This window comes from Mycobacterium sp. (genome assembly GCF_035633495.1).
Classification (GTDB): Bacteria; Actinomycetota; Actinomycetes; order Mycobacteriales; family Mycobacteriaceae; genus Mycobacterium.
Genome location: NZ_DASQEU010000037.1, coordinates 1 through 11,860, shown reverse-complemented (window position 1 = coordinate 11,860; position 11,860 = coordinate 1). Strand labels below are relative to the sequence as shown.

The 11,860-nt window shown below is 66.3% G+C and carries 8 protein-coding genes and 4 pseudogenes; 6 read left to right on the top strand and 6 right to left on the bottom strand.

Annotated features, from left to right (window positions below; all coding sequences use genetic code 11):
• Together VET27_RS05820 and VET27_RS05815 are read left to right on the top strand one after the other, a co-directional pair.
• Window positions 1-199 (top strand): annotated as a pseudogene (locus tag VET27_RS05820) (class 1b ribonucleoside-diphosphate reductase subunit beta); the annotation flags it as partial.
• Window positions 200-774: 575 nt separating this feature from the next.
• The gene (locus tag VET27_RS05815; protein ID WP_526516020.1) at window positions 775-1,620 is read left to right on the top strand and encodes an alpha/beta fold hydrolase; all 846 of its coding nucleotides are present in this window, start codon (window positions 775-777) and stop codon (window positions 1,618-1,620) included.
• Between the two features lie 300 nt (window positions 1,621-1,920).
• On the opposite strand, the gene VET27_RS05810 is transcribed toward VET27_RS05815, so the two are convergent.
• Window positions 1,921-3,141, bottom strand: a complete 1,221-nt coding sequence (locus VET27_RS05810) for an adenylate/guanylate cyclase domain-containing protein (protein WP_526516018.1) — start codon at window positions 3,139-3,141, stop codon at window positions 1,921-1,923.
• Window positions 3,142-3,366: 225 nt separating this feature from the next.
• Here VET27_RS05810 and VET27_RS05805 point away from each other — a divergent pair.
• Window positions 3,367-3,738, top strand: a pseudogene (locus VET27_RS05805) (nucleotidyl cyclase domain-containing protein); the annotation flags it as partial.
• A 123-nt stretch (window positions 3,739-3,861) separates the two neighbouring features.
• Here the strand turns inward: VET27_RS05805 and VET27_RS05800 are convergent.
• The 4 genes from VET27_RS05800 to VET27_RS05785 form a co-directional block, all read right to left on the bottom strand.
• Window positions 3,862-5,481 carry an amino acid permease gene (locus VET27_RS05800; protein ID WP_526516016.1) on the bottom strand — a complete coding sequence of 540 codons (1,620 nt, stop codon included), beginning with the start codon at window positions 5,479-5,481 and terminating at the stop codon, window positions 3,862-3,864.
• 115 nt (window positions 5,482-5,596) lie between these two features.
• Complete coding sequence (locus VET27_RS05795) at window positions 5,597-6,904, bottom strand: cytochrome P450 (RefSeq protein ID WP_526516013.1); 1,308 nt, start codon at window positions 6,902-6,904, stop codon at window positions 5,597-5,599.
• A 148-nt stretch (window positions 6,905-7,052) separates the two neighbouring features.
• Complete coding sequence (locus VET27_RS05790) at window positions 7,053-8,102, bottom strand: NAD(P)-dependent alcohol dehydrogenase (RefSeq protein ID WP_526516011.1); 1,050 nt, start codon at window positions 8,100-8,102, stop codon at window positions 7,053-7,055.
• A 139-nt stretch (window positions 8,103-8,241) separates the two neighbouring features.
• Window positions 8,242-8,514 (bottom strand): YciI family protein, encoded by a 273-nt coding sequence (locus tag VET27_RS05785; protein WP_526516009.1) that lies wholly within the window; start codon window positions 8,512-8,514, stop codon window positions 8,242-8,244.
• A 156-nt stretch (window positions 8,515-8,670) separates the two neighbouring features.
• On the opposite strand from VET27_RS05785, the pseudogene VET27_RS05780 reads away from it, so the two are divergent.
• Window positions 8,671-9,095, top strand: a pseudogene (locus VET27_RS05780) (DUF1989 domain-containing protein); the annotation flags it as partial.
• Window positions 9,089-9,475 (top strand): annotated as a pseudogene (locus VET27_RS05775) (2OG-Fe(II) oxygenase family protein); the annotation flags it as partial. The pseudogenes VET27_RS05780 and VET27_RS05775, both read left to right, overlap by 7 nt.
• An 18-nt stretch (window positions 9,476-9,493) precedes the next feature.
• Here the strand turns inward: VET27_RS05775 and VET27_RS05770 are convergent.
• Window positions 9,494-10,561: an iron-siderophore ABC transporter substrate-binding protein gene (locus tag VET27_RS05770; protein ID WP_526516022.1), complete on the bottom strand. Its 1,068-nt coding sequence runs from the start codon at window positions 10,559-10,561 to the stop codon at window positions 9,494-9,496.
• 210 nt (window positions 10,562-10,771) lie between these two features.
• Here VET27_RS05770 and VET27_RS05765 point away from each other — a divergent pair.
• Window positions 10,772-11,860 (top strand): cbb3-type cytochrome c oxidase subunit I (locus VET27_RS05765; RefSeq protein WP_526516007.1); only part of this gene is annotated, 1,089 nt, incomplete at its 3' end.

Genomic DNA, 11,860 nt, shown 5'->3' with positions numbered 1-11,860 from the left:
GCGGTACAACGCGAACAAGGCCCTGATGAACCTCGGGTACGAGGCGCTTTTCCCCAAGGACGAGACCGACGTCAACCCGGCGATCCTGTCGGCATTGAGCCCCAACGCCGACGAGAACCACGACTTCTTCTCGGGGTCGGGCAGCTCGTACGTGATCGGCAAGGCCGTCAACACCGAAGACGACGACTGGGACTTCTAAAGCCGCAGATCAGCGGCTTATCGGCAGCGAGGCCAGGCAAGTCAGGGAACTCTACGACCTTCGCAAGCGGCTATCCGAGATCTTCGAACTGCTAGGCAGCGTAACGGTGTTCGCCATGGGCGACGTCGAGCCATTCGGGGATGCCGAGTGGGCGGCTCTCGACACCTACTGCGACACCTACAGTGACGGCACGCCGGTCGCGACCATCGTTAGGCCGCCGAACAGCGGTGACTGGTCGGGCCCCTTGGATCCTCACCGAAGCGGCGTCCCGTGGAACCCCAAGATGACGTGCCCCTTCGGCTACCTCCAGGATGGGACTTGTCCGCCTGGTTGCCAGGTGCTCATCGCCACCACCCCAACCGGGCGGAAGTCGAAAAGCGCAGCACACCGACGGACTCCGAAGCTCTGAAAAGCCGCCAGCGCGAAAGGGCAAGAAGGACAACGGGCACACCTCGGACGACACGGCTCGGGCCGCTGTATTGGGGATGAGGGTCAAACGACCCTGTTGGAGGATGAGGGGAAGGCGGAACCTGAATGCGTACTGCCCTGATCGATTGGCCTGCGAGGGAGACGTCATGGAGACGCCGACGCGCCGAACCGTGACCATCCACGGCCACGAGCTGTCCTACCTGGACAGCGGTACGGGCTCAGTGGTGTTGTTCATCCACGGGATTCTCGGTTCGCAACGCCAGTGGACCCATCTCATCGACCGCATGCATGACGATCACCGGGTGATCGTGCCGGACCTCTTCGGGCACGGCGAGTCGGACAAGCCGGTTGGAGACTATTCACTTGGCGCACACGCGGCCACGCTGCGCGACCTGCTGGACCGCCTCGGCATTGAGCGGGTCACCCTCCTCGGGCACTCCCTCGGCGGGGGAATCGCGATGGAGTTCTACTACCTGTTCCCCGAGCGCGTCGAGCGGCTGGTGCTCGTCGCCAGCGGCGGGCTGGGCCGGGAGGTCAGCCCGATCCTGCGCTCCGCGACGCTGCCCGGTGCCGAATGGGTCCTGCCCGTCCTGGCGTCGGGCTGGGTGCGGGCCCGCGCCGAGGGCGCGGGGCGGGCCCTGTCCAAGGCGGGCTGGAGGCCCGGCACGGACATCACCACGATCTGGGAGGGCTTCACCTCGCTGGGGGATGCGGCGAGCCGACGCGCCTTTCTGGCCACGACCCGCGCCGTCATCGACCCCGGGGGCCAGACGGTCAACGCCCACGACTACCTGCCCGACGCCGCGCCGCTCCCGACACTGATCGTCTGGGGCTCGCGGGACCGGATGATCCCGCCGTCGCACGCGATCCATGCGCAGAAGTCGATCCCGGGCTGTCGCGTCGAGTTGTTCGAGGGAGCGGGCCACTTCCCGCACCTCGATGAACCGGACCGCTTCGCCGACCTGGTGCGTGACTTCATCGCGACGACCTGAGCCGCTGCAACCGCGAACATGCACACCAAAGATGGACCCGGGGGAGATGGAGTCCTCAGTTCTCCGACACCGTGATGGCTGCCCGAGACCCGGCATCGCCCCTAGGGTCTGAGTTCACATAGCCTCGCGACGGGCAGGGCCGACGCGGAGCAACTTAAGCAAGATCCGGTGTTCCCTCTCTTCAACTCGATCGGCACATCCAGAATCGGTTGTCCGACCTCGGTTGTTGCAGTGCCGGTCTCCCGCTTGTCTTGTCCTGTCGTCCGCCGTGGAAAGACGCTTCCGGTTTGGTCGCGGACTTCAGAGATTGTGTGCTCGCCGAAGGCGATAGCTGGGTAGCTGCAGGTAGCCGCGGACGCGGCGCGGGGCCCGCGCAGACAGGGTGAACCGCTCGGCATCGCCAAGCTCGGTGGCCATCGCCTGGTCGACCCGGATGGTGCCCTTACGGGCGAGGCTGGCGAGTCGGGCGGCGATGTTAACCACGGGACCGAATACGTCACCACCGCGGTAAAGCACCGGCCCGAACGCCAGGCCCGCATGCACCTGCGGCATGGAGTCCTCGGCAGTGAAAACGTCCAGCAGCTGCAGGGTGGCCTCCGCCGCTGATGCGGGATCATCGATCACGAACAGGATTTCGTCGCCGAGGTTCTTGATGACACGCCCGCCGTGGGCGACCACGGTGTCGAGCACGGCCGTTTCGAACTGGTCGAGCACCCTCGCGAGCTCGGTGAGGTCAACGTTGCGGGACAGTCGCGTGTACCCGGTCATGTCGATGAAGCCCACCGCTGCCGGTCGACTCTCCGCGTGGCTGTCCGGGCCGGATCCGCTGGGAAACAACGCCCGTCCCACTTCAGCTGCCAGATGCCGACGCCACGCATACACGGTGGTCCGCTCCAGCATCGGTAACAATTCTCGGGTAGTGGTAACGGCCTCGGCGGCCAGCTGGCCGGGCAGCTGCGGGTCCTCAACCGCGTGGCCCACCGTGATCCGTGCGCCCAGCACCTCGGAGATGAAACTCGTTTGGGCCGCGGCCAGGCGGGACATTAGGTTGCCCAGGGGGCGGGCCAGTTCCACCAGCCCGTCGCCGTCCACGATGTCTGCGGCAATGAGCCCGGCCGCATCGGTCAAGGCGGTAACGTCAGCGTTGTTGAACACCCGCTGCTCGTCGTCGACTTCGGGAAACCCCAGTGCCCGCCATAGTCGTCGCGCCTCATCGAGTGCGATGCCTGCTCGCTCGGCGACCTCCAGCCTGGTGTAGCGGCCGTCCCCGGCCAGCAGTCCCCAGGTGAGAATCTCTGCCGGTGACGCCTCTCCCTCCGGCGCTGGCTCGACATCCGTGGCGGTGGGGAGCGCATCGGGTATGTCTTTCTGGTCGGTTCGCCTCAGCAGGGCCAGCAGTGCCGCCAGCAGGCTGTTACTGCCCAACCGGGCTAGTTCAGTGACCCTTGCTGCCCCGAGCTCGACGACTCGCGCCACGAGATGGGCCGAACCGCGCACCGGATCCACCACCTGAACTGACACTCCTGCTCTTCCGGCCGCTACCTCACCCACAGCAGGACGCTCACACCCAAGACGTTGCCATGTAAGAACGACCCGCCCGACACGTTAGGACCGCTGGCACACAGAGGTGCCCGGAATCGATGGTACGGGTGACGTCGGCCCCCGGAGATGCCATTCCAGCTGGCCCGCGGTCCCCAGGCCCGGCGGCGTTAAGAGCGATTGAAACTGCAAGTTCGCATGTGATCGTTGTGTCATCCTGCGGGGGTGTCATCGTCGGTCACGCCTTCGGGGGTTGTCACGTTCCTATTCACCACGTCGAGGGTTCGACACGTCGGTGGGAGGCCGACGCCGACGGGATGCGGGTCGCCCTGGCCGCCCACGACACGGTGCTGCGCACCGTGATTGATGCGCACGGCGGCTGGTTGTTCAAGCACACCGGTGACGGCGTGTGCGCCGCGTTCGCCTCGCCGAGGGGCCGCGGTGGATGCGGCGGTCGCTGCGCAACGGGCGATGGAGTTGCCGGTCCGGATGGGCATCGCCACCGGCGAAGCCGAACTACGTGGCGGCGACTACTTCGGCACGGTGCTGAATCGTGCGGCGCGGGTGATGGCGGCCGGGTTCCTACGTCATCGACAAGGCCGTCGTCACCGAAGACGACGACTGGGGCTTCTAGGTTCTCGTCGCGCCAACGCAAGGACCCCCGCACGCTCAGCGTGCGGGGGCCCTTGCGTGCCACAGGTGTCAGGCGGAGGGTGCTGCGGGCGCGTCCTCGCTGCGCTCGTGAGCGTCCTCCATGACGGTGCGGCCGATCTCGGCATACATGGCCGGCTTGGTGGTGCGCAGCCACACTGCGTAGCCCAGACCGATGAGGAAGACCGCCAGGATCAAGTACGGCGCCACCTTGAACACGTCCGACTTCGCCGCCAGTCCGGCGGCGAACTCACGGTTGTCCCACAGCAGCCACACCACGTACAGCATTGCCAACCCACCGATGAGCGGGCAGATCAGCGTGGTGATCACGTTGCCGCGGTGCGTCTTCTTGACCCAGAAGAACCAGATCACCGCCGCCGAGCAGATGGCCTGCACCAGCAGAATCGCCGCGGTGCCGATCAACGCCAACAGGCCGTAGACGTTGACGTACGGCACCAGGGCCGGGGTGTCGACTGGGGAGCCGTTCGCGTCGGGCACCTGGACCGCGGTGAAGAACGCGAAGGCCAGCACTATCAGCAGCGTGATGACGCTCTGGATCGTCGACGCGATGTAGGGCGAGCCGTGGTTGGGGTGGGTGCCGCCAATGGTGGACTTGATCTTCTCCGACGGCACCTCGCGCCCAAGTGCGAACAGGTAGCGGGACGCGGCGTTGTGGAAGGCCAGGGCGCAGGCGAACGAGCCGATCACCAGCAGCGCCTTGTAGACGTCGAGCAGGACCCCGCCGAGGTTGCTCTGCACCAGGTTGAAGAACAGGTCCAACGGCGATGCGCTGATCGACGCCTCGACCGACGTCTTCGCACCGTTGCCGGCGATCACCATCGCCGAGATGAACGTGTAGAACAGGCCCAGTCCGACGACTGCGATGATGGTCGCCCTGGGGATGATCTTCTTCGGGTTGCGGGATTCCTCGCCGTATACCGCGGTGGTTTCGAAGCCGACCCAGGACCAGAAGGCGAAGAACAGGCCGATGGCCATGGACCCCGCCGCGGCGGCCGTGCCGAACGCACCTGCGGGCAGGCCCTCGAACGCGTTGTTGAGCAGCACGGTCTGGTTCAGCATGAAGCCGTCGGGCCCGCCGCCGGAGAAGATCACCGAGAACGCGAGCGCCAGGAGGATGAGGACCTCCGCGGTGAGCGTGATGCCCAAAATGGCTGCGGTGAGGCTGATGTCGAAGTAGCACAGCGCCGCAATGGCGACGATCGCGACGACGGCGATCACCAGCCAGGGGACGTCGATGCCGAAGATGGTGTTCAGGGCGTCATTGGCGAAGTACGCGCACCCGCCGATCAGCGACCCTTCGAACACCACGTAGGCGAACGTGGCCAACATGCCGCTGGCCATGCCCCAGGTCTGGCCGAGGCCGTGCGAGATGAAGCCGTAGAAGGCGCCCGTCGTGGTGATGTGTCGCGCCATCGCGACGTAGCCGAGGGCGAACAGGGTCAGGATTATCGTCGCGAACAAGAAGCCCGCGGGGGCGCCTAGGCCGTTGCCGAATCCGACGGCGATGGGCACGTTGCCCGTCATCGCGGTAATCGGGGCGGCGTTGGCGACGGCCATGAAGATGACCGCGACGATGCCGATGGACCCCTTCTTCAGTCCGTTCGCCCGCGCCGCTGACTTGTCGTCGGTTATTGCGGATTCGGCACTCACGAGGGCCTCCCAGCTTCGGATTCAGCACGAAATTGGGCCCGCCACGATGCGGGTCCGCCCCTGAGGGTCGCACCCGCGACCTCATCCGACAACTCGAACGGCGAAACTCCTTTGGTCAGGTGGGCGGCGTCCACTCGACGGGCAGGCGCTTGATGCCGTGCACGAACGACGACCGAATGATGGGCGGCTCCTCGACCGCGACTACGTCGGGCATCCGGCGGTGCAGTTCCTCGAAGGCGAGCCGGATCTCGCGACGCGCCAGATTGGCGCCCAGACAGAAGTGCGCGCCACCGGCGCCGAAGCCGATCTGTGGGTTCGGGGAGCGGGCCACGTCGAACATCCAGGGGGCGGCGAACTTTCGCTCGTCCCGGTTGGCCGAGCAGTACCACATCGACACCTTGTCGCCGGCCTTCATCGAGACACCACTGAGCTCGAAGTCCTCGGTCAGATTGCGGCGCATGAATTGCAGGGGCGACGCCCACCGGACGATCTCCTCCACGGCGGTGCCTGCCCGGCCGTCGAAATCACTCCACCACTTTGCGCGCTCGTCGGGGTAGCGGCTCAGCGCCACCATGCCGTGGCTGATGGCGTTGCGGGTCGTCTCATTGCCGGCGGCGGTGAGCAGGATGAAGAACGACGCGATCTCGCTCGACGTCAATCGCTCGCCGTCGACTTCGGCACCCACCAGCGCGCTGGCGAGGTCATCCCCGGGATGCGCCCGTCGCTTCTCGGCCAACTCGATGCCGTACGTCGCGAGTTCCATTGTGTTGGCGACGTATTCGTCGTGGCCCAAGGACATCTCTTCGTCGCCGAAGCTCATCAGCACGGTGGTCCAGTGGAACACCTCGCGGTGGTCTTCCTCGGGGATGCCCATCATGTCGCAGATGATCTGCAGCGGAAGGGGGCCTGCCAGCTCGGCGACGAAATCGCACCGCCCGTCGGGGTGGTTCTCCACCATCTCGGTGACCAGTCGGCGGGCCCGGTCTCGGACACTCTCCTCGATCCGTGCCAGCACCTTTGGCGTGAAGGCCCGGTTGACGATGGTCCGCAGCCGCAGATGCCGGGGGTCGTCCAGGGAGATCATCGAGCCGAGGAACTCGGCGATCTCTGGTGGGACGTCGTTCAGCGACGTGCTGGTCGGAACCGAACTGAACAATTCTGGGTGCCTGCTCGCGTAATGCACGTCGTCGTACCGGGTCAGCGCCCAATGCCCGGCGCCGCCCGCGAAGCCTTCGAAGTCTTCGACCTCGAAGAAGCTGATCGGCGCCTCGCGGCGCAGCGTGGCGAAGGCGCCGTCGCGGAAGTCGTCGTCGCGTGCCCAGAACTCGATCTTGGAGAAGTCGATCTCCGCTAGCGGAACGTCGGGCGGTGGCGTGCCGTTCTTCCGCGGTGCAATGCCGGTTCTGCCGATTGTCGTCGTCATGGCTGACCTCCCCGTCAGCATGAGTGTGACACCCGTCACGGCGGGCGGGAGGAAGAACGACCGTCGACCAGGCCAGTGACGAGTAACCAGCGACGGGTCGTCCGTGTCGTCCGTGAAGGAGACCCAGTCGACCCGCCGCCGAGAGGAACTACAGCGTCGCGGTGTCGATGACGAACCGGTAGCGCACGTCGCTGGCGAGTACCCGCTCGTACGCCTCGTTGACATAGTCCGCCGAGATGACCTCGATCTCCGGCGTGACGTCGTGCTCGGCGCAGAAGTCGAGCATCTCCTGGGTCTCCGGGATGCCGCCGATCATCGATCCGGACAGGTTGCGTCGGTAGGCGCCGAGCGGGAAGAACGGGACGACCAGCGGCTTCTCCGGCGCACCCAGCTCCACCAGGGTGCCGTCGGTGGCCAGCAGACCGAGGTAGGCGCCGAGGTCCAAGTTCGCCGACACCGTGTTGAGGATCAGGTCGAACTTGCCCGCCAGCTTGGTGAAGGTGTCCGGATCGCTGGTGGCGTAGTACTCGTTGGCACCCAGGCGCAGGCCGTCCTCCATCTTCTTGAGCGACTGGCTCAGCACCGTCACCTCGGCACCCATGGCGTGGGCGAGCTTGACGCCCATGTGGCCGAGGCCGCCGAGGCCGATGATGGCGACCTTCTTGCCGGGACCCGCGCCCCAGTGGTTCAGCGGGGAGAACAGTGTGACGCCCGCGCACAGCAGCGGAGCCGCCTTGTCCAGCGGGATGCTGGCGGGGATGCGCAGCACGTAGTTCTCGTCGACGACGGTCGCCTGGCTGTAGCCGCCGTAGGTCGGGGTGCCGTCCTTGCCGGTGGCGTTGTAGGTGCCGATCATGCCGCCCTCGCCGGTGCAGTACTGCTGCAGACCGGCCTTGCAGTTGTCGCACTCGCGGCACGAGTCGACGAAACAGCCGACGCCGACGTGGTCGCCGACCTTGAACTTCGTCACGTCGGAGCCCACCTCGGTGACGACACCCGCGAGCTCGTGGCCTGCCACGACCGGGTAGTTCGGCTCGCCCCACTCGCCCTTGACGGTGTGGATGTCTGAGTGGCAGATGCCGGCGAACTTGATGTCGAAGGCGACGTCGTGCGGGCCGACGTCGCGACGCTCGATGGTGGTCTTGGTCAATGGTGCGGTTGCCGACGTCGCGGCAATGGCTGAAACGGTCGTGGTCACTTTGTCTTCGTACCCTCTTGTCGTCTTGGCATGCGAACCCCCGACTAAAGCTTAGCGAGGGTAATGAATCGGGCGCAGCTCTGCGCCCCCGAGCGCTTTCAACGGGCGCCGGTGGCGGAATTGTTCCGCACGCCGTTAATCAGCAGGTTAAAGCCCTGGAGCGGAGTGTGGCCTCGAGGCTGGTGCGGTCGTAGCTCACCACCCCGGCCAACACGTACGGGTCGGTGGCGGTCAGCTCGTCGGCCGCCTCGGTGCTGGTTTCGCCGGCGATCAAGATCCCGCCCGTCCCCGACCCGAGCCGTCCCGCCAGGATCAACGTTCCATCGTCGACGTGAGCCTTGACCCATTCGAGGTGGGCGGGACGGGCCTCGGCGATGACCTCGGGCGGTTGCAGATACGTGATCGTCAGCACGTGGAACAGCAGGCAAGCCTAGGCGAGTCGGGCCAGCCCGGATATCTGTCACATGACAGACACGCGCGAAGCGTGTTGTCAACCGACCTCGCGCGATCGGTTACACGGGCGCAACCACCGACGTCGGCCGGACGAGAAAACTGTCACCTGACAGAAATGCGGTCGCCGGATCGGCGCCACGAGCCCCGGGGACTAGTAGTGACGAGCGAAGTGCGCGACTCGCACCTCATCGACGCGGCGGACACCGCCACGACTGCCGGGGCCGGGCGCACGCGCGGGCCAAGCACGGGCGAACCGCCGACGTGATGCGACACGTTCCGGCTTCGACCAGTCCGACGACTCCCGAAGGCTTATCGGTCGAGAGCCTGCGATGGGCGGAAACGGTTGCGGCAGGCGGATATACGACCGCAGTTCTGGCGCGGGGCACCCGCATCCGGCTGACGGATCTCGACGGCGACGCATGCGCCCACGTTCTCGTCCACCGCGCCGACGGGCCACACGAGCGCCTCAACGTCGCCGACACCGTGAAGGTGCCGTGGCAGGCCTACCCCGGGGTGGGACATCCCCTGCTCAGTGGATTCTCAACGGCGCAGGGGAGTGGATCGACGTGCCTCCCGTTCCCGGGACCTTCGTCGTGAACATCGGGGATCTGCTGGAGCTGTGGACCAACGGCGCCTTCGTCGCGACCAGCCACCGCGTCCGCAGGGTCGTCGAGGAGCGCTACTCGTTCCCGCTGTTCTTCAACGTCGACTACGACACCGAGGTGAAACCGCTGCCGCAGTTCACCTCGCCCGATGGCAAGGAGCGTCCCGCCGTGCGGGCCGGGGAGCACCTGTTCGCCCAGACCGCACAGAGTTTCGCGTACCTACGTCGCCGCATCGACAGCGGTGAGCTGGTCCTGCCGGAGGGTTCGCTCGAGCTCAACCAGTTCGGCCAGCAGGCGTTGCAGGGCGTCGAGTAGACCCTGCATCGGCCCGTGTCAGTTGATGGGCGCGTTGACGAATCGGAGGTCGTCGAGGATGCCGCGCGCCGCCACGATGCCTTCGCCCGTCTGCCACACCTCGTCGTTCACGATGAACACCCGGTTGTCGTGCGTCGCCGACAGCTTCTTCCACGCGTCGCTCTCGAGCACCTCGGCGGCGCGGTCCCTGACGGCGGGGGAGTCGAACGACAGGTAGACGATGTCCCCGTCGGCCGCGGAGAAGTCCGTCGACTTCGACACCTCCGACGTGCTGACCTCGACGTAGGGCTTGTCCTTGAAACGCTGCGTGGCCGGGCGGTCCACACCGACCGCGCCGAGCACGCTGGCGGGGAAGTCGTCCGTGCCGAAGATCCTCAGCGTGTTCTCCGTCAGCTGGACTACCGACACCTGGTAGTGGGTGGCGTCGTTGTCGGCGCCGGTCTTGTCGGCGGCCTGCTCGAATCCGTCGATCAGCTGATTGGCGGCGTCGGCCCGGCCGGTGGCCGCACCCACGGTGCGCAACGTGTCCTGCCAGGCGGGTCCGGGAGGACCCGTGAACACCGTCGGTGCGATCGTCGACAGCTCGCCGTACGCCTCCGGCGTCAGCGCCTGGGACCCGAGGATGAGATCGGGGTCGGCGGCCTTGATCGCGTCGATGTCGGGCGCGGTGCGGTTGCCCGCGGACGGCGCGTCGTGCACGACCGTGCCGAGGTACGACGGCTGAGTGGACGACCCGTCCGGCAGCGCGGCGGCCACGATGCGTGACTGCAGGCCAAGCGCGCACAGCCCGTCGAGTTGGTCACCCGAGAGCACCACGATGCGTTGCGGGTCCGCGACCGCCTCGGTGGTCCCCGCGGCGTGGCGGACCTCTCGCGTCGGCGGGCCCTCGTCGAGCTGCGCCGGACCGGGCGCGCAGGAGTCGTCGGGACGGCGCTGATTGCCCAGCACGCCGGCGCCCGCGATCTTCGTCGTACTGGTGACCAAGGAATTCGAGGGCTCCGGGTTGCCGGTCTGGTCCGTGGACCCGCCGCAGGCCGTGGTCAGCGTCACCGCCAGCGCGGTCGTCACGGCTGCCGCCGCGGCCATCGGACCCCTCCGCGAGCTGAGAACCGGCACGTCGCCGAGGCTATCAACCTCCCCGGTCCCTTCGCTCCTGCCCGCCGTCCCGCCGTCACTTATTACCAATTACGACGGTTTGTAGGACCCATAACGACGTGAGGCGCGCCGGGGGATAAGATTTGGTTCGAGCATCTCAACGCCCAGCGGGATGTTTCCGTCGAACTTTTGGAGGACCTGTTGGTAGCCGAAGCGCCCCCAATCGGAGAACTCGAGGCACGCCGTCCGTTCCCGACGCGGATTGGTCCCAAGGGCAACTTGATCTACAAGCTGGTGACCACCACCGATCACAAGTTGATCGGCATCATGTACTGCGTCGCCTGCTTCGTCTTCTTCTTCATCGGCGGGCTGATGGCGCTCTTCATGCGCGCAGAGCTCTCGTTGCCCGGCCTGCAGTTCCTGTCCAACGAGCAGTACAACCAGCTGTTCACCATGCACGGCACGGTGATGCTGCTGTTCTACGCGACCCCGATCGTGTTCGGCTTCGCCAACCTGGTCCTGCCGCTGCAGATCGGTGCCCCCGACGTGGCGTTCCCGCGCCTCAACGCGTTCTCGTTCTGGCTGTTCCTGTTCGGCGCGACGATTGCACTCGCCGGCTTCATCACCCCCGGCGGTGCGGCCGACTTCGGCTGGACCGCGTACTCACCGCTGAGCGATGCCATCCACTCGCCCGGTGCGGGCGGTGACCTGTGGATCATGGGCCTCGCCGTCGGCGGTCTCGGCACCATCCTCGGTGGCGTGAACATGATCACCACAGTGGTGTGCATGCGCGCCCCCGGCATGACGATGTTCCGGATGCCGATCTTCACCTGGAACATCCTGGTGACCTCGATCCTGGTGCTGATGGCGTTCCCGCTGCTGACCGCCGCACTGTTCGGCCTCGCCGCCGACCGTCACCTGGGCGCGCACATCTACGACCCGGCCAACGGCGGAGTGCTGCTGTGGCAACACCTCTTCTGGTTCTTCGGCCACCCCGAGGTGTACATCATCGCGCTGCCGTTCTTCGGCATCGTGTCCGAGATCTTCCCGGTGTTCAGCCGCAAGCCGATCTTCGGTTACACCACGCTGATCTACGCGACGATCTCCATCGCTGCTCTCTCGGTCGCGGTCTGGGCGCACCACATGTATGCCACCGGCGCGGTGCTGCTGCCGTTCTTCTCCTTCATGACGTTCCTGATCGCCGTCCCGACCGGCATCAAGTTCTTCAACTGGATCGGCACGATGTGGAAGGGCCAGTTGACCTTCGAGACACCCATGCTGTTCTCGGTG

Excerpts from the sequence above, each read along its gene's own strand:
- VET27_RS05795 (WP_526516013.1), bottom strand. The coding sequence starts at position 6,904 with ATGACGACGACAATCGGCAGAACCGGCATTGCACCGCGGAAGAACGGC.
- VET27_RS05770 (WP_526516022.1), bottom strand. The coding sequence starts at position 10,561 with ATGGCCGCGGCGGCAGCCGTGACGACCGCGCTGGCGGTGACGCTGACC.
- VET27_RS05815 (WP_526516020.1), top strand. The coding sequence starts at position 775 with ATGGAGACGCCGACGCGCCGAACCGTGACCATCCACGGCCACGAGCTG.